The following is an 18,934-nucleotide window of genomic DNA, read 5'->3' on the forward strand; positions in this document are numbered from 1 at the left end:
TTGCGTGACGGGCCGCGGTCCTGCCCGCGCACACAGGACGGAACCGTCCTTCGGGCAGTTCCCCGGCGGACCGGCGCCCCGGCACAACCCGGCTCCGGTCGCGGCGTCTTCCGGACAAAGCTTCGAAACAGGCAGCGAGAGGGGCGCCGAAATGGAATTCACCGCGAAGAAGACGATCAAAACGGCCATCGTGGGCGGGGCGTTCGCGGCCACCGCGCTCCTTTCCGCGTGCAGCGGGAACACCGTCGCGGGAACCGGTGCGCCGACGCCGAACGCGGCGGAAGCGGCGGCCGTCGAGCAGGTGCCGGAGGGTGGTGGCCAGGGCGCGGCCACCGGGGGTTCCGGTGCCGCGGCCGGTGGCGCCACGTCGAACGGCGACGTCAACTGCAGCAGCCACGGCGGCCAGGTCGGCGCGCCGGGGCGGCCGAAGATGGACCTGATCGCGGTGGCCGCCACCGACGGCACCAAGCCGGGCTGCACCGAGGCGTTCACCGTGATCACCGAGTACTACCAGAAGCTGCCGCAGGCCGAAGGCCCCGGCGAGCGGGTGCTCGACGTCGGGGGGCGGTGGACCTGCGCCCGGCAGGAAAGCTCAGCGGGCGGCGGGCAGGGCGCGGTGGTCTGCGGCGTGCCCAACAGCTCGCTGCAGCTGGAGACCAGGCCCTCCACCGGCACGGGGAAGCCGTCGGCACAGCCGGTCCGCAAGTTCCCGAACACCACCCGGCGAGTGCGGTTCACCGGGTACGACGCCGGGGTGCAGATGGTCCGTTTCCAGCTGGCCGGGCAGAACGGCCCGACCTACCGCCTTCCGCTGCGGAACGGCGGCGAGGTGTTCGGCGCGGCCACGCTGTGCCCCGGCGACTCGGTCGCCCTCGACGAGCAGGGCCTCGGCACCCAGCCGTGCAGCCAGGAGCAGTTGCTCCAGCAGCTGAAGAACGGCAGCCAGGTGAGCGCGCAGATCACCGTGAACGGAGCCGACGAGATCACCACGGTCAAGGAGATCTACCACCCCTGAGCCGGGAAATCGAAAACCGGCGGCCGGGAAATCGCCCGGCCGCGAGCCGGATCCTCCGGTAAATAGGATTGACGACCACCGGCGGCGTGGACCAGGATGAACGCACACCGGAAAGTGGAGGAGCGGTCATGACGGTCATGCGGGAGCGAGAAACGCGGCGGCAATGCGCGGCTGCCTCGATCGTCGCCATGCGCCCGTCGAACGAGCGCTTCCCGTGGCACGAGCGGGGTCTGCTGAGCACCGGGAGCTCTCCACCATGACGTAGCACTCGTCATGTCTGGGAGCCGCCCGTCGGGAAACCGATCCGGGCGGCTTTCGTTATTTCGCGTACCCGAAACACGTTGTTCGAGTCGGCGAGCGTCCGGTTCTTGGCGCGAAACGGATTCCAAACCCGATTTCCGGAGGTTCGATTCCTCCCGCCGATGCGTGCCGCCGCCCCGGTTTTCCGGAAATACAGCGCGTTGGTCCAGCGGACAGGACACCGGGTTTTCACCCCGGAGGCGCGGGTTCGACTCCCGCACGCGCTACCACGGGCGGCCCGGCGAACGGGCCCGCCCTGGCGGGTTTCCCGCCGATGCCCTTGTAGCTCAGCAGGATCAGAGCGCCGCGCTACGAACGCGGAGGTCCCAGGTTCGAGTCCTGGCAAGGGCGCCACACCGGCCACCGGCCGGTGTGGCGCTCACGTCCCGTCGTGAGCGCCGGGTGCGAGGGGCACGGGTGACCCCGCCTGATGTGGGATCAGGAGTTACCGCGTTCGATTCGCGGGCATCCGACGGGACCGGACCGAGTCCATGGTCCGGGTTCCCGGAGGGCCACCGCAGGGGTGTGCTGGCCCTCCGACGGCGCGTTGGTCCAGCTGGCACGGATTCCCGGTTCTCAGCCGGGAGACGCGGGTTCGACCCCCGCACGCGCTACGAGAGAAAAGGCACCGCACGGTGTCCACGGCACGACTTCGCCCCTGTGGTCCAACGGATACGACTCCGCCGTCCGAAGGCGGGAACGCGGGTTCGACTCCTGCCGGGGGCACCACCCACCCTCCCGTCGCGGACCGTCCGCGGCGCGGACGCGCGCGGCTCGGCAGCCAGCCGGGACTCATGATCCTGGCCGACGTGGCTCGACACCACGGCGCGCGACTCGCTGTCCTGCTCCACTGTGGATCCCCCGCACTACCCGAGGATGTGACGATGCACGCCAGGACCATCATCCAGAAGACGCTGCGTGTCCCGCGCGGTACGGCGGCCTCCGGAGACGGGGCCGCCGTGGCACGGCAGATGGACGCGGTACTGGCCGGCGTCGGGTTCAAGGCCACGCGCGAGCTGCTGGAGCACGTGTCCGGCATGGAGCCGGGCGCGGCGATCGACCTCGCCACCGACGTCGTCGGCGCGGTCCGCGCACTGGTGGGTGACCAGGCCGAGCACAACGCGTACTTCCTCGACTTCCCGCGCGGGGTACCCGACACCGTCGAGTTCTGGGTGAGCTGCCTGCGGGCCGCCTTCGCCGCGGCGAACGCCGAGGGTCTGATCGATCCGCGGCCGGCCGGGCTGCTGGATCTTCCCCGGTACGGCCGCTACCAGCACACCTACGCCGAGTTGCTGGCCGCGCACGACGAGCTGGTCGGCTCGCTCGCGGATCGTGTCACCGTCGTGCGGCTCGGCGGCACCCTCGGCGAGGAGACCGAGGCGCTGTATCGGGCGCTGGCCGAGTCGGTCACGCCGCTGGGCGAGGCCGATCTGGGGCTGCTCGCCGAGCTGGCCGACGTCTGCGGTGACGTCGAGCCGGCCGCGGTGCCGGTGCGGGAGAACCGGGCCGTGCTCAACGCGGCCCGGCTGGCCGCAGGCCGGCCCCTGCTCGCGGTCGACACGGTGGTCGACGTGCTGCGCACCGCCTGCCAGGCCAGCGGCGGGGACGTCACCCTGGCCGAGCCGACCCGGTTCCGCGGTTTCACCCGTCGCGAACGGCGCGTGCTGCTCGCCGCGCTGGACGGGGTCGTGGCGGGCGACGAGGGCAAGCTCGGCGACGTCGCCCGGTTCGCGCGCCGGTTCAAGCGGCTCGGCGAACGCCTGCATCCGCACGACTATCCGCGGTTCCCCGGCGCGGGTGCCGTGTTCGCGGTCGCACGCGGCGAGCGGACGGCGCGGTCGCTCGCAGGCCGTGCCGAAGCGGCCTTCGCGGCACACGACGTCGCCGGCGCGGCGGCGGTTCTCACCGCCGCGCCGGGCATGCTGCTGCGGTCGCTGGACCGGTTGCTGCGCCAGGCGAACGTGGCCGAGCAGGACACCGTGCTCGACGCGGCGGAGGGCGTTCTCGGCTCGGTGTCCGGGCGGGTGCTGTGCTCGGTGCGCGAGCACCTGGTCAACCGCGTCGAAACCGACACCACGCGCGTGTTCACCACCCGAAGCCGCCGGGCGTGGGTCACCGAGGACACGCGGCCGCCGTTGCCGCGCACGGCGCTGACGCGCGCGTGCGCGCTGATCGACGCGGAGCTGACCGCACGGCTGCCCCGCCACGAGCGCCTGATGGTCGACCCTGCCGTGCTGGACGTGGCCCTGCCGCTGTCGGGAAAGGCGAGCGAGGACGGATTCGCGGTACTGCCCCGCGGTTCCCGCGGCCGGGTCGACGGGGAGGTGCTGCGGTTCTTCACCTACTGGCGCCAATCCCGCGTGCGCACCGACTTCGACCTGTCCGCGCTGCTGCTGGACGCGAGGTTCCGGTTCCTCGGCCACGTGTCGTGGACCCGGTACCAGGACGGCGGGGCGGTGTACTCGGGTGACCTGACCGAGGCGCCGGACGGGGCGACCGAGTTCATCGACATCCCGTTGGGCGGGGTCGACGCCACCTACGTCGTGCCGCAGGTCGACATCTACTCCGGCGAAGGCTTCGACGAGGTCGCCGAGTCGATGTTCGGGTGGATGACCCGCGACCACGACCAGGCCGGGGCGCCGTTCGAGGCCAGGACCGTGCGGACCCGCTCGGACCTGCGCGGCACCGGCCGCGTCGCCCTGCCGATCGTGTTCGCCCGCGACGACGACGGCGCGTGGACCGCGACCTGGCTGCACCTGTACCTGTCCGGGCAACCGTCCTTCAACCGCGTCGAGACCAACCACGCCGGCACCGCCGTGCTCGCGCGGGGGCTGCTGCGACGCGACTATCTCACCGTCGGTTACCTGGTCGACCTGATGCGCGCCGCGGGCACCGAGGTCACGACCTGGGAGCCCGGCACCCCGACGGACGAGCCGGTCACGTTCCTCGGCATCCACGAGCCGGAACACCTGCCCGAGGGGTCCGAGGTGATCACGCTGGACCGGCTAAACCGGTTGATCCCGGCGTGACCGGCCCGATAGTCTCGTCCTGCGAGGCCATGAGGGGACTTCCTTCTCCCATCTGGTTAATGGTTCCTAGTGCCCTCCCTCTCCTCGCACCGACCACCGATGGCCTGCCGGAAACGGCGGGCCATTTGTCGTCCGGCCCCCGGTGTGTCGCTGGGCTTGGCCCGTGAGATGACTAGGGTGTCGGCGTGGCGAACATGTCTCGGTGGTCGGATGAGAACGGCGGTTTGGACTTCGGGCTGCTGGCGCTGCGGCTGATGCTGGCGGTCGCGATGGGAGCGCACGGGCTGACCCAGGTGTTCGGCCTGTTCGGCGGCGCCGACATGGCGCATTTCGGGAAGCTGTTGGCAGACTACGGGTTCAGCCACAACATCGAGTTCCTCACCTGGCTCACCGGGATCACCGAGGTCGGCGGCGGGCTGCTGCTGGCGCTGGGCCTGTTCACCCCGCTGGCCGCGGCCGGGCTGCTGGGTGTGGGCATCAGCGCGGTCCGGGTGAAGTGGTCGGGCGGGCTCTTCGGGAGCACCGGCCCCGGCTTCGAACTGGAACTGACACTCGCGGTGATGGCGTTCACCCTGCTGCTGACCGGGCCGGGCTGGTACGCGCTGGACCGCAACACCGCGTGGCGGCAGAAACCCCTGGGCTTCGCGGTGGGCGGGCTGATCATCTCCGTCTGCGCGGCGGCCGCGGTCGGCTCGCTGTTCTGACCAGTGCGTGAACAGACCGACACGCCGGGTGTCCCCCAGTCGGGTTTTCAGCTAGGTTGGCGCGTGTGAACGAGGGTAACTACTACCTGGCAAAGACTTCGCTGGGTCTCAAGCGGAAGTACGAACTGTCTGCCGACGACGGGTCGGGCAAGCCCGGTGAGCTGCTCGGATACGCGGAAAAGCAGCTCAAACTCTCCGAGGAGGTCGTCCTCTATCGCGACAAGACCAAGAACGAACCACTCGCTCGCCTGCGGGAGAAGGCCGACGTCAGCCAGTTCTCCGGCGACGGGTTCGACGTGGTGGACGCGCAGGGCGAGCTGCTGGGTTCGGTGACGAGGGACCTGCGCGCCTCGCTGCGCCGCCCCACCTGGCAGGTCGAGCAGCCTGGCCTCGGCGCCATGGTCGGGGTGCAGCGTGGGAAGCCGACCGCGGCACGCAGCATGGCCGGGCTCGTCGGGATGGTCGCCGACGTGGTGAACCCGGTGTCCAAGCGTGCCTTCGACTTCACCCTGAACGACAAGCAGATGTTCAGCATCAGCAAGGTGAAACGGCTCGACGATCTGTACCTGATCAAGCTGGACGATCCGGCGGTCGACCGCACGCTGGTCTTCGTCGCCTCCGTCGCGCTGGAGATGATCGAGCAGCGCTGACACCGGATTCGTTGCCCCGCAAGGAAAAGGCTCTCGCTCGACGCGGGCCGGCCGGCACGTTTTCGATCAGGTGCCCGGCCGGCGGGGTGCGTTCGCGGCGGGGTGTCGGCGCACCCCGGGGACATTGTCCGCGTCGGCGGCGGCCCCGGCGAGGCCGTGGTGGGCGGGCACGGTCACCGGCGGCGTGTCCGCCCCGCTAACGCGGGGCCGTCTCCCCCGACGGCGCGTACACCAGCAGTCCCCACCGGCCCTCGTCGGCTCCGGTGGGGCGGGCATCGGTCCGCCGGATCACCGTCCCCGACGGCCAGGTGCTCGCCAGCTTCGGCTTCCGCCCGTCCGACCGGACCCAGACCGTCCCGATCCGCGGTGGCCGCGCGAAATCCACACCGGCGAACCCGGCCGACCCGCCGAAGCGCACGTGGTCGAAGACGCCGTCCCCGGTGAAGCTCGCGTCGCGGAATCCGCAGACGTCGCCGAAGCCGGTCCGGAGGAATTGCGCCCGCCCGCCGAATGTCGCCTCGGCGAACCCCGCCGCGGCGGCGAATTCCGTATCCTCGAAACACACGTCCGCGGCGAAGCGGACCCGCGTGAATCTGGTCAGCTGGCCGAAACGGCATTCGTGAAACCAGGTGTCCCCGCCGAACTCCGCGTCCTCGAACACGGTGAACGTGACAGCCGGGGCGAACCGGGTGCCGTCGAAGGTGGCGCCGTCCTCGAACCTCGCCCGGACGAATTCCACGTCCTTGGCGAAAATCGCCCGGTCGAAGGTGGCCTGTCCGGTGAACCGGGTTTCGGTGAAGTCGGTGTTCGGGCCGAACTCGGCCGCGCGGAAATCCGCCCCGGCGAGCGTGGCTCCGCCGAAACGGGTGAACGCGCCGGCGAACCCGGCCCCACGGAAATAGGCGTCCCTGGCGAACTCCGCGTCGGTGAAATAGGCGTTCCCGGCGAAGTGCGCGTCGCCGAACACCCCGCGCCCGGCGAACCGCGTCCTGCCGAACTCCGCCCGGTCCCCGAACCGCGCGTCGAGGAACCCGGCGTCGCCGGCGAACGTCGCCGCCGTGAACACCGCGGCCGAGCGGAACTCCACCCTCGGGAATTCCGCACGCCCGCGGAATTCGGCGTTCCCGAACCGGGCGTAGCGGTCGAAGGTCGCCCCGTCGAACCTGGCGCCGTCGCCGAACCGCGCGCCGCTGAAGCCGACCTCGCCCGCGAACCGCACCCCGGTGAAGACGGCGTCCAGCGCGAAACGCGCTTCGCCGAACCACACGTCGCCGGTGAAGGTGGCGCCGGTGAAGTCGGCCGCGACGACCCGGCAGCCGATCAGGTTGGCCGGCCCGAGCACGGCGCCGGTGAGGTCCAGGCTGACGCCGGGCCAGAAGGTGGCAGCGGGCTTGTCCTCGGTGCCGAACCGGAGATGGCGGAACAGGATGGCCTGCGCGGTGCGCCGGACCTGGTGCTCCTGCACCGCCTCCGCCGTCGCGCCGGTCACGGGGACGGCGCGCGGCGTGGGCGGCGCCAGCCGCACCGACGACCGCCGCCGGGGCGTGCCGCCCAGCAGCGGACGCGCCACCCCCGGCCGCCGCGCCGGCTCGCGCCGCGGTGGCTCGTAGGGCATCCGCAGGTAGGCGCACACCAGGTCGACGATGGTCTGGCGCTGGTCCGGGCTTTCCTGCGCGAGCCGCTCCAGCGCGTACAGACCGGCCAACCGGACCGCCGCCTGCGCCGACCCGAGCTGGTCGGCCGCCTTGCCGTACAGGTCGGTGATCCGGCGGGCCTCGGCGTCCGCGACGGTCGCGGCGTGCGTCGCGCGCGCCTGGTTCAGGCTCAGCTCCGCGGTCCGCTGCCGGCGCGCGGTCAGCCACAGCGCCGCCGCTCCGCCGGTCCCCAACACGACCGTGCCCGCCGTCTTGACGGCGTCCAGCTGCGCGGTGTGCCCGCCGTCGCCGAACGCCACCAGCAGCCCCGCCGCCAGCCCGGCGCCGAGCACGATCAGCGCCACCGCCGCCCAGGTCATCGCCCGGTGGGACAGCACCGGCAGTTCGCCAGGTGGCTCCACCGGCGTCCGGTACTCCAGCAGGGACATCGGTGGCGAGGCCGGCGGCAGGGGTGAATCGGCCGGGTCCGGGGAGGGCGACAGCGGGCTCACCCGCCCATCATGACGGTCCCGCGCCGGCCGCGGTACGGCTCGAGTGGGACAGACGGGGCGGACGGGTTGGTACGGATACCGGACACCACCCGGCAGGCGAATACGACAGAATCTCACCAACAGCCCCGCCGCGACGACCAGGACGGAACCTGTAGCCCCGATGTCCGACTACATCCCGACCAGCGGTGTCGACGCCGCGCAGGCCGCGGCCAGCCAGCTGGCCGCCAACCTGGACCGGCCCAGCCCGGCCCGGATCTACGACTACCTCCTCGGCGGTGACAACAACTACGCGATCGACCGGGAGTTCGGCGACCGCCAGCAACGGCTCATGCCCGACATCGTGCGCGCGATGGCGGCGAACCGCGCGTTCCTCGGCAGGGCCGTCCGCCACGCCGTCGACCGGGGGATCCGCCAGTTCGTGGACATCGGGTCCGGGCTCCCGACCAAGGGCCAGGTGCACGAGGTCGCCGACGAGGCCGCCCCCGGCGAATGCCGGGTGGTCTACGTCGACAACGAACAGATCGCCTACGCCCACGCCGAGGCGCTGCTGGGCAGGCACGCGGATCCGCGCCGCCACCACGCCCTCTACGCGGATCTGCTCGACTACACCGACCTGTGGGAGCAGGTGTCGGCGCTCGACGGGATCGACCCCGGGGAGCCGACCTGCCTGCTGGTGGTGGCGCTGCTGCACTTCATCACCCCCGAGCAGGCTCCCGAGAAGGCGCTGGCGTTCCTGCGCGAGCAGCTGCCGGCCGGATCGCTGCTGGCGATGTCGCACGGCTGCGACGAACTGGACGACCCCGGGATCCAGCAGGTGGTCCGCAACTACACCGCCGAGTCCACCACCCGCACGTGCCTGCGCACCCGGGAGGAGTTCGCCACGTTCTTCGGCGACTTCGAGATGGTCGACCCGGGCCTGGTGTGGGTGCCGCAGTGGCGGCCCGACGACGACAGCGCCTGGCACGACGACCCGGCGACCTCCCGGTACCTGGCCGGTGTCGCGCGCAAGCCGGGCGCACGATAGGGGCAACCCCTGACGGATGTCCGGGTCATCCCTGATGCCCGAATGCGCGACTTCTTCGTAGCGTGAAAGTCCTACGTACGGAGAAGAGGACGAGAAAAAGTGCGAATTGGTTGGGTGGCCGCGGCCGGTGTCATGGTGGCGAGCTTGTCGGCGTGTCAGGCCGGGGTCGCCGGTGAGATCCCCGACGTGGGCTGGCAGCACACCGTCAAGGACACGGCCACGCTCGCCGGTCCGGCGGAGGCGGTCAAGATCGACGGTTCCGCCGGGTACGTGCGGCTGCGGTCCGGTGGTGCCCCCGGCTCGATCACCGTCGAGCGCGAAATCCATTACCGGGGCACGAAACCGGAGGGTGTCTGGCACCGCTTGGCAGGGCCGGCGCTCGAACTCGACGGAAGGTGCGGAACCGCGTGTGTCGTCTCCTACACGGTCACCTTGCCCGACCGGGTGGCCGTGCACGGGAAGATCGACGCCGGTGAATTCGACGCCGACAAAGTCGGTTCCCTGGACCTGACGATGTCCGCGGGCAGCCTCAGGGTCCGGGACTGCGCCGGACCGGTCAAGGCCGTGACCTCCGTCGGCGAAGTCGACATCGCCATGAGCGCGGCGGCCGATGTCAGCGTCAAGAGCGAAGTGGGCGCGGTTTCCCTCGCCGTTCCGGGCAGGGACTACGCGGTGTCGACGCACACCGCGGTCGGCGTCCGGAACGGCACGCTGCCGGACCGGCAGACCGGCGCGCACCGTATCGAGGTCAGTACCACCACCGGCGCGATCCGCCTCGACTCCCGCTGATCCGGTCGCGTCGCTAGTCCACAGTGGATGCTCGGCCGCCGTTGACCGGCATCCACACCAAGTATGTACATTGTGGACTCCCACACCGAACATCCACTGTGGACTTAGCGATTCCGGCCTCGGCGCCTTCGCCTTCCGCCCGGCGCCGGTCGCGCTCCTGCAACACCGCTGTCCGCGCTGACGAGCCTCTTCCTGATGCTTGACGCCCACGCACTTGAAAGTGCCTTTTGTAAGCTCTCTCTTACTCACTCATGATGGTGTTACGCACTAGCAGTGAGGTGAAGAAGATGGTTGAGCAGGCAACGCACCCCGAGGGGGCGCGGGTCGTCATCGAGATGTGGTCCGACCTGGGTTGCCCGTGGTGCTATGTCGCCAAGCGCCGCGAGGAGATGCTCGGCCTCGACGTCACCACCGTCGTTCCCGAACTGACGATGGCGCCCCACACCCCGGCCATGGCCGCCCTGCTGCCCAGCCACGAAGCATCCATGGCCCGTGCCCACCACCGTGCCCGCGAGCTCGCCACCACGATCGCCGAGAACACGGCCGCCGCCTGAACCCCGGAGTAACCCTCGTGACCGATCCGCTCGTCGGTCAACTCCCGTACGCCGCCATGAACATGTCCAGCAACGCGTCGACGGCCTTCTCCTCAGCGAGGCGCGTCGACAGCAGATAGCGGTAGTACAACGTGCCGCACAGGACTTCGGCCGGGAACGTCAGGTCGACGCCGGCCACGAGCTCCCCGGCCCGCTGGGCCCGGACGATCCGGGCGAGCGTGCGTTCCTCGACGGTGCGGAGGAACCGGTCGTACAGCGTGGCCCGCAGGGTTTCGTCGGCTTGAGCTTCCGCGATGAGCGCGCGGTAGACGGGTCCGATCGGCGGCGCGGCGAGCGCGGGGGCCGACCGCAGGAACTGCTCGCGCAGGTCGGCGCGGACGTCGCCGGTGTCGTGGTAGTCGAGATCCGTGGTCCACACGCGGCTGAGCGCGTCCAGCAGCAGCGCCGCCATCGACGGCCAGCGCCGGTAGATCGTGTGCTTCCCGACGCCCGCCCGGCGCGCGACGGCCTCGATGCTCAGCCCGGCGTAGCCGTGCTCGGTGGCGAGCTCGATGGTCGTCCGGAGGAGCTCGTCGGTGCGGGCGGCGCCTCGCCGCCGCGGTTCCTTGGCCATGTCCCGAATCTTATCGGCACGCACCGTGCCATTGACAGTCCATCGGCCCGCCGGTCATGATGACACTTAACGGCACGCACCGTGCCGAAAGGTTCGAGGAGGATTTTCATGAGCAGCTTCACGGTCGAAGAGCGCGCCGCGATGAAGGAGCACGCCAAGGAACTGAAGACTGCCGCCCGGCGCGCCTCCCAGGCCGACAAGGCAGCACAGGCGGAACAGGACGTCCTCGCGAAGATCGCCGAGATGGCCCCGCGGGACCGGGTACTGGCCGAGCGCGTCCACGCGGTCGTCACGGCCCACGCGCCGACGCTGGAGCCGAAGCTGTGGTACGGCATGCCGTCCTACGCGCTCGACGGCAAGGTCGTCTGCTTCTTCCAGAGCGCGGAGAAGTTCAAGGCGCGCTACGCGACCTTGGGCTTCAGCGACCAGGCCACCCTGGACGACGGCCCGATGTGGCCGGCGGGCTTCGCGCTGACCGACGTGACGCCTGCCGTGGAGAAGAGAATCGCCGCGCTGGTGGCACAAGCGGTGCGGTGAGCGGGCGCCGGGCCCGCGCATCGCCCGCACGGGCCCGGCTGACCGCGTTCAGCCCTTCTCCGGGGGATCGGAGGCATGCGGGGCACGTGTCAGCATGTCGGTGAGACGTGGGCTGTCCGGGGCGATGCGTTGTGTGGTCGCGATCGCGCTGAGGAGCGCGGATTCCTGGCTGTCGATGTCCTGGAGGTAGTGCCCGGCGAAATGGACACCACCGTCGCCTTGGGCCTGACCGACCACATCGCGGGCGCGGATGGCGGCCGGGGTGAGCCGCAGTTGCCGGAAGGTCGCGTCGGCGAGCGGTTCGCGTGGTGGTTGGGGCCGGTGGGTGGTCCAGCTTTTGAAGGCCTGGGCGCCGTTGATCGGCCCGTACCAGGTGGTGGTCTCCGACCAGCCATTGTGGACAGTGATGGTGTTGGTGGACCAGTGGCGGCGGTCGGCGGGCAGGTAGGTGGGGTCGGTGTGCGCGGTCACGGTCACGTCCACGTAGTCGAACGTGCCGAGGGCGGCGCACACCGCACTCGTTCCGGCGAGCGGTTCGAGCAGCCGGGCGGCCTCGCCGGGCGGTATGGCCAGGACGAGCCGGTCGACGTGATGGTGGTGACCGCGGGTGTCGATGATGTCCAGTCCGTCGCGGCCCCGTCGAACGTGGTCGACGCCTCGGCCCGGGTGGATTTCGCCATGGTGGAGGTCGGCGGCCAGTGCTGTGGTCAGGCTGCCGAGGCCGTTCTTGAGGTTGTGCCAGAGTGGCGCGGTGTCCGGGCTCGCGGGCGGGACCCGCAGGACGAAGGCCATCGCGGCTCGGGCCGACATTTCCCTGGCCTCGGCGATGTCGCAGCCGACGAATGAGGCCAGTAGCGGGTAAAGCAGGCGGTCTTTGTGGTCGCGGGGTACTTCGAGGGGTTCGATGAGTTCGTCAAGGGACCTTTCCCAGGAGACGTCGCGGGTTTCCCATTCGGCGGCGCGGGTGACGAGTGCGGTGAGCGAGCCGGCGGCCGCACCGAGAACGGGTGTGCGCGGCCAGCCCGGGTCGGCGGTGTGCGGTCCGGCCAGGAGCACTTCGGGGCGGCCAGTGGCGGCGTCGTGGACCTGCAGGGTGGTGGACAGTGGCACAGGAATGAGGTCCTGGGTGAGGCCGACGGCGTCCAGGAGATTCGCCAGTGCGGGGAACGCGGTCGGGGAAATGTGCTGTGCGCCGAGGTCGATCGGGGTCTCGTGGCCGTCGACTTCGGCGGTTACGGTGTGGCTGTGTCCGCCGAGTCGTTCCTGTGGCTCGAACAGAACGGTGTGGTGGAGGGGGTCGAGCAGCCAGGCGGTGCTGAGCCCGGCCAGCCCCGCGCCGGCGATGGCGATACGCATGGACGTGCCTTTCTGCAGAGGCCGGATACCGAAGGTCAGGCGACGTGTCGGCGCTGGTGTGGAGTCAGGAAACCCGAGTCGGCGAAGTGGTCCAGGTAGAGGTCGATCAGGTTCGCGTCGACTGGTGGGCAGTGCAGGCCGGTTCCCGCGATGGCGGTGTCGAAGTTGTTCCGGCTGAATCGGGGGAAGGTACCGGCGAAGTACATTTCCTTCACCGAAATCCCGGTGTCGGCGGCGGGTTCGACGAACATCGGCAGGTAGGGGGCCATGGGTTCGTCCGGATCGGCGGCGGTACGTGCGCTCATTCGCGTCACCCAGCGGTCGTAGGGAAGGTCGCGGATCCGGTATCCGCGGGCGCGTAGGCGGTCGGTGAGCAGACCGAGACGGGCGTCGCGGGGGTTCGTGACGTGGTACACCCGTCCGTCCGGCCGATGGGTGAGCACGATGTGGGTGATGGCGTCGGCGGTGAAGTCCACGGGAACGAAATCCAGTGGCAGGGGGATGTCGGGGGCGATTCCGGTTTCGGCGATGCTGCGGAACAACGCGCACATCATGGTGTCGGTGTTCCAGATCCCGGTGTCGCGGGCGCCGGTGATTTCGTAGGGCCGGTGGACCGCGATCGGTAGACCCTGGTCGCCGGCGGCGTGGACGAGTTGTTCGGCGACCCACTTGGATTCCGGGTAGCCCAGGCAGATCCGTTCCACGTGTGCCAGCGGCGTGTCCTCGGTGACGTGGCGTGTCCCGGCGGGACCGAACCCGGCGATGACCGCGATCGAGGAGATGTAGTGCAGTGGTTTGACGCGGTCGGTACACGCGAGCCGGATGACTTCCCGGGTTCCCTGAACGTTCGGGGCCCGCAGGGCATGGTAGGGATAGGCGAAGTTGACATGGGATCCATTGTGGACGATGGCGTCCGCCCGGGCGGCCAGGTGGTGGAAGCGATCGCCCAGGCCCAGTCCGGGTGTGGCGAGGTCGCCCGCGAGGGCGGTGACGTGGTCGCGTACCCGGGTCCAGTCCAGCCCGTATCGCCGTGTCCTGGCCGCGATCCGGGCGGTGGCCGCGTCGTCGGAGGCGGCACGGACCAGGCAGTAGACCCGCTCCACCCCGGCACGAACAAGCCGATCGACGAGAAACACGCCCAGGAATCCGGTACCACCGGTCAGGAAAACCGTGCGCGGCGGCCAGCAGGCGCGACGCGGCGCCGGCGCGAGCGGGCCGAGGCGGGAATCGGCGGCGAAGTCCGCGGACTCCCCCGGCGCGGGTTCGGTTGTCCCGGCTTCCAGCGCCGCGACGATCGTGGCGAACTCGGCGAGGGTGGGGGTGGCCAGCAACCGGGCGATGAGGGTGCGCCCGTGTTCGGCCGCGATTCCGAGCCGGTGCCGCAGCGCCGCGGCGACCTGGGTGGTGTGCAGGGACTGGCCGCCCAGGGCGAAGAAGTCCTCGTCGCGGGCGATGGTCTCCACACCCAGTGCGTTCTGCCACACCTCGGCCACGACCCGCTCCACCCGGGTGCGGGGGCGCCGGTCCGGGGACACCGGCGCGGAGTGGGGAGTAGCGGGCAGCGCGCCGCGGTCGATCTTTCCGCTGGCGTTCAGCGGCAGTGTGCCGACGACCGTGATACGAGCGGGGATCATGTAGAAGGGCAGGTGGTCACGCAGATAGCGGCGCAGCTGCCCCGCCAGCTCTCCCCGATCGCACCGCGGGCCGTGTTCGGGGACGATCCAGCAGGCCAGGTCCTGCTGCCCAGGGCGGGGCTCGTGCAGACTGACGGCGGCCTCGCGTACCCGTGGGTGCGCCGCGACGGCGAGTTCGATCTCCCGCAGTTCGACTCGATATCCGCGGATCTTGACCTGCCGGTCCCGGCGCCCGAGAAACTCGATGACGTTGTCGCGGCGCCACCGCGCCATGTCCCCGGTCCGGTACAGCGTGGCACCGCGCCGGTCACTGAACGGGTCGGGAAGAAACCGCGCCCGGGTCAGCTCGGGCGCGTTGTGGTAGCCCTGGGCCACTCCGTCGCCGCCGACGTACAGCTCTCCTTCCTCCCCGACGTCGGCCACGCTCAGGTCCCGGCGCAGGACGTAGGCGGTGGAGTTGCTGACCGGACGGCCGATCGGGACCGCCAGGGTGCCCTCGACCACGTCGTCCGGCTCGAGTTCGTGGGCGGTGGACAGTACCCCGTTCTCGGTCGGGCCGTATCCGTTGAGGAACCGTCCCGGCCGCCCGTGTTCCAGCACGGCCCGCACGCACCCGGGGTTGAGGGCGTCACCGCCGGCCAGCAGGCACCGCAGTGTCGAGAACATGTGCGGGTGAGTGGTGGCGTGCTGGTGGAACAGCCCCGCGCTCAGCCACATCACCGTCGCGCATTCGGCCCGCATGAGCCGGTGCAGGTCCACCGCGGACAGCAGGGTCTCCTTGTCGGGAAGCACGAGCCGGGCGCCGTTGAGCAGCGCGCCGAAGATCTCGAAGCAGGAGACGTCGAAGGTGAGGCTCGTGGTGGCCAGCACCACGTCGTCGGGACCCAGCCGCAACCAGGCGCCCCCGCGGACCAGCCGGACCACCGCCCGATGCGGCACCGCCACTCCCTTGGGAGTACCCGTGGATCCGGAGGTGTAGATGACATAGGCCCTGTCCTCGGCCGTCACCGCCGGAGCGGGAATCGGAGACGTCGCGGCAGCCGGCAGATCCTCGACCGCGACCAGGTCGCATCCCACGGCCTGGCCGAGCCGGCCACGCGGGGCGATGGCCACCCGCGGTCCGGCCTGCTCGGTGATCAGTGCGATCCGTGCGTCCGGGTGGTCCGGATCCAGCGGCAGGTAGGCCGCACCTGCCATGAGCACCCCGAGTATCGCCGCGATCGCCTCGGGCGAGCGCGGCATCAGCACGGCGACGACGTCATCGGGCCCGACACCGGCGGCGAGCAGTGTCTGCGCGACGCCGGACGCGCGCGTGTGCAGTTCCCGGTAGGTCCAGGTCCGTTCATCGGCCCTGATCGCGATCTGGTCCGGGCGCCGGCGGACCTGCTCGCGGAACAACACCGGGATCGGCTGACGGGGGTAGTCGGCGACCGTCTCGTTACAGCGCCGGACGTGGTCTGGGCAGTCGGTGCAGGAATCGGAAATCGACATCAGATCGCTGTTCCTTTCGATTGGGTGTGCGGTGCTGTACTGGTTCGACCACCGGCGTTGCCGGGCAGGCGCTTCCGCACCCGGCCCGGAAAATGTTTCGTCATCCGGCGGGTGAGGCCGCAGCGTCCCAGAACAACCTCAAATAGCCCAGGACAAGACGTGCCTCGGCCTCCGCACGGGCCAAGTCCTCGCCATGGTCCAATCCGTCGCGCGCGACAGCCACGGCCGCGCCGAGCAGATCCTCGGGAACCTGGGCATATCCGGCGAAATAGTTCACCACCGTGTCCGGTGAATCCCCTTGCGTCCGTAGCGCCGAGGCGACCCGCGCGCACGCGCCACACCACGCGACGAAATCGGCATATATCGCCAGCGCCGCTCCCGCCTGGCTCGCCCGCAACGCCAGCCAGCACAGGTAACCGCAGAAGGCGTGTCCCTCGGCACCGAGCTCCCCGGCCGGCGACTCCGCCAACGTGACGTCCATCGACCGCGCGGCCTCCGTCAGCCGTGCCCGTGCTCCCTCCACTCCGGACGCGAGGCCAAGGAAGAACCTCGCCGCGGCACCATCCGGAAACCGCGAAGCCAGCAGGGAAAACGCCGTACACTCACTGACTTGCGCGGCCCGCTCCGCAACCAGGAACCGGCCGACCTCCGCCCTGCCGGCTCGCCCCCGCTCCGCGAGATCAACGAACCGGCTCACGGCCGACGCCTCGGCGTCCGCCCGCAACGACCCGGCCAGCTCTTCCAGGCCCTGCCGACGCATCGCCGTTTCTCGTGACATGGCAACCTCCGATTGACACGGTTATCAACAATCGCCAGCGCACTTCAGTGAGGTCATCGCACTATTGGGCGCGTTCGATCAATCCAGCCACTTTCCCGCAGTCGCACGCGTGGCGACGCGCCGCCATTCGCGGCCAATCCCGTGCTTGAACAGCCGCTCAGATGCCGCGATGCGCGAAGGAAGCCAGAAACAATCTTCTAGGCTCGATTTCGGAGTAGATCATCCGGGTCTTCGGCGCTGCACGGTCGATTTCACGTGCGCCATGACAGAAAGAACAACACGGGAGAAGTTCGCGCCCTCCCGTAAATACCTCAAGGCGCGATTCGCTCGGCGCGTCAACGTCGCGCGGACCGGAACGTTCACGCCATAGATGTACCACCGGCCGTCGGACCTTACCCGTTGACCAATGGAATTCACCGCCCTTGAGTATCGTATCCTCCAAACGATCGAAGATCCGTCTCGCGCGCCCGACAAAGTGCCCCCCGGACCTCAATGCCATCCAGGTTCGGGCGGGCCGCCATGAAATCATGAAGAAATGCCGTCCAGAAGAGTTGCCGTCGCGGACCACGCGACTGCCCCACCCTCCGAGTCGTAACCCAGAGTGCGAAGAGTCCACCAATGCAGAGAGAAAGTCGAGTTCGCTGTGGAGAGTTGAGCTCACCAAGAGTGCCGCCCCATGGAGGCCGGCACCCCTAAAGAGGGATACTCGCCGCCGTCGTCACCGACCTGCTCGACCGAGGCCCGGCGGAGCGGCGGCGTGCTCGGCCGGCTGCCCCTGAATGTTCAGGTCACAAGTGGCCGACAGGGCTTGAGACCCTGCCGCGCCGGACTTCAGCACGAGGTCGTCAAGATCGAGCGTGCTGGTCGTTTTCTGGAAGCTCGCGAGGCTTCCGGGCCATTTGGTCACCACTTTGCCCGTCATGCCCAGGCGGTACCAGCTGTGGCACGCACCGGCCTCCCAGACAGAGTCCGCCATCGCGCCGTCGACCCAGGTGTTGAAGTCCCGCTGAGCCCTCTGCGACGGTTGGACCGAGACAGCGCCGTTCTCGTCGACCAGCCGAATGTACTGCATGATCATCTTCATCTGCGCCTCGATGACCGCGATGATCGACCCGCTCGCCTGGGTGTGCGGTCCGGTCACGAGGAAGAGGTTGGGAAACCCCGCGACGACAGTGCCCTTGTAGGCGTGCGGCGCTTCGCGCCACACATCCGCCTTCAACGACCGCGCGGATTCACCGCGGAACTCGATCCCGGCGAACATGGCGGTCGCGGTGAAGCCGGTCGCGAGAACGACCACGTCGGCGTCCCAGGCGCGCCCGTCGCTGGTCGCGACGCCGGTCGCGGTCATCGCCGAGATCTCTGCCGACCAGACAGTGGTTTTGCGGTCGGCGAGGGCGGGATAGAACGTGCTGGACATGACCGGCCGGCGGCAGCCGAACCGGTACGACGGCGTCAGGAACTCGCGCAGGCCCGCGTCGCGGATCTCCGACTCCAGGTAGTCCCGCCACTGCCCTTCGAGCTTGGCGAGGCTGGCCTCGTCCATGACCGCCTGTGTCTCCGCCTCGACGTTGAACCTGTGCTCGGCCGCCGAACGTATGGCGTCCATCCGCGCCGGTTCGTCCCGGAACCGTGCCTGCGCCTCGAGGTCGTAGAGCTGTTCGTCCTTCGGCATGACGTAGGGCGGGGTGCGGATCACCGCCAGCACGCTGTCGGCCACGTCGACGGCGTAGGGAAGGACCTGCGCGGCACTGGCACTCGCACCGACGACCACCACGCGTCGACCTGCCAGGGAGATCCGGTCGTCCCAGTGCGCCGTGTGGATCACCTCGCCGCGAAACGTCTCGCGCCCCGGAAGGTCAGGAATGCGAGGAGTGCTGAGCGAACCACTCGCCACGATCAGGAACCGGCACGACAGCGATCCTCCCTCGGCGGTACGCAGGTTCCACACACCCGCGGATTCCGCCCAGCTCGCCGACACCAGCCTGGTGTTGAACCGGACGCGGTCCCGGACCCCCAGATCGTCGGCCACCGTGTTGATGTAGGCGAGAATCTCGTTCCACGGCGCGTAGCTGCGCGTCCACGTCGGGTTCGGAGCGAACGAGAGACTGTAGAAATGTGCCGGGACGTCGCAGGCCGCATTGGGGTAGCGGTTGTCCCGCCACACCCCGCCCAGTTCCGCGGCACGCTCAAGAATGACGAAGTCGTCCCGGCCCTCAGCCAGCAGGTCGTGCGCAGCGCAGATGCCGCCGAAACCCCCACCGACCACGACGGTCTCGTAGTACTCGATCATGATGGCACTCCCATATCGGCTCTG

General features: G+C 69.8%; 14 protein-coding genes and 5 tRNA genes. 13 read left to right on the plus strand and 6 right to left on the minus strand.

The genetic code is table 11. The features are described from left to right. Nucleotides 1-151 precede the first annotated feature (151 nt). The 9 genes from ABD987_RS37780 to ABD987_RS37820 all read left to right on the plus strand — a co-directional run bounded on the left by ABD987_RS37780 (nucleotide 152) and on the right by ABD987_RS37820 (nucleotide 5,698). Nucleotides 152-1,015, plus strand: coding sequence for a hypothetical protein (locus tag ABD987_RS37780; RefSeq protein WP_345405926.1), 864 nt, complete (start codon nucleotides 152-154; stop codon nucleotides 1,013-1,015). A gap of 349 nt (nucleotides 1,016-1,364) precedes the next feature. Beyond that, nucleotides 1,365-1,440: transfer RNA gene (locus tag ABD987_RS37785), tRNA-Trp, on the plus strand. 30 nt (nucleotides 1,441-1,470) lie between these two features. After that, nucleotides 1,471-1,545: transfer RNA gene (locus ABD987_RS37790), tRNA-Glu, on the plus strand. Nucleotides 1,546-1,591: 46 nt separating this feature from the next. Beyond that, nucleotides 1,592-1,669, plus strand: a tRNA-Arg gene (locus tag ABD987_RS37795). Between the two features lie 187 nt (nucleotides 1,670-1,856). After that, nucleotides 1,857-1,929 (plus strand) — tRNA-Glu (locus tag ABD987_RS37800). Between the two features lie 40 nt (nucleotides 1,930-1,969). Further along, nucleotides 1,970-2,044 (plus strand) — tRNA-Arg (locus ABD987_RS37805). Nucleotides 2,045-2,199: 155 nt separating this feature from the next. Then, nucleotides 2,200-4,344: a TerD family protein gene (locus ABD987_RS37810; RefSeq protein WP_345405929.1), complete on the plus strand. Its 2,145-nt coding sequence runs from the start codon at nucleotides 2,200-2,202 to the stop codon at nucleotides 4,342-4,344. Nucleotides 4,345-4,538: 194 nt separating this feature from the next. After that, the gene (locus ABD987_RS37815; RefSeq protein WP_345406319.1) at nucleotides 4,539-5,048 is read left to right on the plus strand and encodes a DoxX family protein; all 510 of its coding nucleotides are present in this window, start codon (nucleotides 4,539-4,541) and stop codon (nucleotides 5,046-5,048) included. 65 nt (nucleotides 5,049-5,113) lie between these two features. After that, entirely contained in the window at nucleotides 5,114-5,698 is a 585-nt protein-coding gene (locus ABD987_RS37820) for a hypothetical protein (RefSeq protein ID WP_345405932.1), read from the plus strand. A 196-nt stretch (nucleotides 5,699-5,894) separates the two neighbouring features. Here the strand turns inward: ABD987_RS37820 and ABD987_RS37825 are convergent, their stop codons facing one another. Beyond that, complete coding sequence (locus ABD987_RS37825) at nucleotides 5,895-7,844, minus strand: pentapeptide repeat-containing protein (RefSeq protein ID WP_345405935.1); 1,950 nt, start codon at nucleotides 7,842-7,844, stop codon at nucleotides 5,895-5,897. A gap of 160 nt (nucleotides 7,845-8,004) precedes the next feature. On the opposite strand from ABD987_RS37825, the gene ABD987_RS37830 reads away from it, so the two are divergent. The 3 genes from ABD987_RS37830 (at nucleotide 8,005) to ABD987_RS37840 (ending at nucleotide 10,211) form a co-directional block, all read left to right on the plus strand. Next, complete coding sequence (locus tag ABD987_RS37830) at nucleotides 8,005-8,868, plus strand: SAM-dependent methyltransferase (protein ID WP_345405938.1); 864 nt, start codon at nucleotides 8,005-8,007, stop codon at nucleotides 8,866-8,868. Nucleotides 8,869-8,967: 99 nt separating this feature from the next. Continuing rightward, nucleotides 8,968-9,657: a DUF4097 family beta strand repeat-containing protein gene (locus ABD987_RS37835; RefSeq protein WP_345405941.1), complete on the plus strand. Its 690-nt coding sequence runs from the start codon at nucleotides 8,968-8,970 to the stop codon at nucleotides 9,655-9,657. 287 nt (nucleotides 9,658-9,944) lie between these two features. Next, nucleotides 9,945-10,211: a DsbA family protein gene (locus tag ABD987_RS37840; protein WP_345405944.1), complete on the plus strand. Its 267-nt coding sequence runs from the start codon at nucleotides 9,945-9,947 to the stop codon at nucleotides 10,209-10,211. Between the two features lie 37 nt (nucleotides 10,212-10,248). On the opposite strand, the gene ABD987_RS37845 is transcribed toward ABD987_RS37840, so the two are convergent. Then, nucleotides 10,249-10,824, minus strand: coding sequence for a TetR/AcrR family transcriptional regulator (locus tag ABD987_RS37845; RefSeq protein WP_345405947.1), 576 nt, complete (start codon nucleotides 10,822-10,824; stop codon nucleotides 10,249-10,251). Nucleotides 10,825-10,932: 108 nt separating this feature from the next. On the opposite strand from ABD987_RS37845, the gene ABD987_RS37850 reads away from it, so the two are divergent. Then, nucleotides 10,933-11,361 (plus strand): iron chaperone, encoded by a 429-nt coding sequence (locus tag ABD987_RS37850; protein WP_345405950.1) that lies wholly within the window; start codon nucleotides 10,933-10,935, stop codon nucleotides 11,359-11,361. Nucleotides 11,362-11,409: 48 nt separating this feature from the next. On the opposite strand, the gene ABD987_RS37855 is transcribed toward ABD987_RS37850, so the two are convergent. From ABD987_RS37855 to ABD987_RS37870, 4 genes are all read right to left on the minus strand, one after another. Beyond that, entirely contained in the window at nucleotides 11,410-12,717 is a 1,308-nt protein-coding gene (locus tag ABD987_RS37855) for an FAD-dependent oxidoreductase (RefSeq protein WP_345405953.1), read from the minus strand. A gap of 35 nt (nucleotides 12,718-12,752) precedes the next feature. After that, on the minus strand, nucleotides 12,753-15,842 hold the full coding sequence (locus ABD987_RS37860) for an amino acid adenylation domain-containing protein (protein WP_345405956.1): 3,090 nt from the start codon (nucleotides 15,840-15,842) through the stop codon (nucleotides 12,753-12,755). A gap of 100 nt (nucleotides 15,843-15,942) precedes the next feature. After that, nucleotides 15,943-16,620 carry a hypothetical protein gene (locus ABD987_RS37865; protein WP_345405959.1) on the minus strand — a complete coding sequence of 226 codons (678 nt, stop codon included), beginning with the start codon at nucleotides 16,618-16,620 and terminating at the stop codon, nucleotides 15,943-15,945. A 718-nt stretch (nucleotides 16,621-17,338) separates the two neighbouring features. After that, entirely contained in the window at nucleotides 17,339-18,910 is a 1,572-nt protein-coding gene (locus tag ABD987_RS37870) for a flavin-containing monooxygenase (RefSeq protein WP_345405962.1), read from the minus strand. Between the last annotated feature and the right edge of the window lie 24 nt (nucleotides 18,911-18,934).

Source organism: Amycolatopsis samaneae, from assembly GCF_039541975.1.
GTDB classification, from domain to species: domain Bacteria; phylum Actinomycetota; class Actinomycetes; order Mycobacteriales; family Pseudonocardiaceae; genus Amycolatopsis; species Amycolatopsis samaneae.

Excerpts from the sequence above, each read along its gene's own strand:
- ABD987_RS37780 (WP_345405926.1), top strand. The coding sequence starts at position 152 with ATGGAATTCACCGCGAAGAAGACGATCAAAACGGCCATCGTGGGCGGG.
- ABD987_RS37815 (WP_345406319.1), top strand. The coding sequence starts at position 4,539 with ATGTCTCGGTGGTCGGATGAGAACGGCGGTTTGGACTTCGGGCTGCTG.
- ABD987_RS37810 (WP_345405929.1), top strand. The coding sequence starts at position 2,200 with ATGCACGCCAGGACCATCATCCAGAAGACGCTGCGTGTCCCGCGCGGT.
- ABD987_RS37850 (WP_345405950.1), top strand. The coding sequence starts at position 10,933 with ATGAGCAGCTTCACGGTCGAAGAGCGCGCCGCGATGAAGGAGCACGCC.
- ABD987_RS37845 (WP_345405947.1), bottom strand. The coding sequence starts at position 10,824 with ATGGCCAAGGAACCGCGGCGGCGAGGCGCCGCCCGCACCGACGAGCTC.
- ABD987_RS37855 (WP_345405953.1), bottom strand. The coding sequence starts at position 12,717 with ATGCGTATCGCCATCGCCGGCGCGGGGCTGGCCGGGCTCAGCACCGCC.
- ABD987_RS37870 (WP_345405962.1), bottom strand. The coding sequence starts at position 18,910 with ATGATCGAGTACTACGAGACCGTCGTGGTCGGTGGGGGTTTCGGCGGC.
- ABD987_RS37840 (WP_345405944.1), top strand. The coding sequence starts at position 9,945 with ATGGTTGAGCAGGCAACGCACCCCGAGGGGGCGCGGGTCGTCATCGAG.
- ABD987_RS37865 (WP_345405959.1), bottom strand. The coding sequence starts at position 16,620 with ATGTCACGAGAAACGGCGATGCGTCGGCAGGGCCTGGAAGAGCTGGCC.
- ABD987_RS37830 (WP_345405938.1), top strand. The coding sequence starts at position 8,005 with ATGTCCGACTACATCCCGACCAGCGGTGTCGACGCCGCGCAGGCCGCG.
- ABD987_RS37860 (WP_345405956.1), bottom strand. The coding sequence starts at position 15,842 with ATGTCGATTTCCGATTCCTGCACCGACTGCCCAGACCACGTCCGGCGC.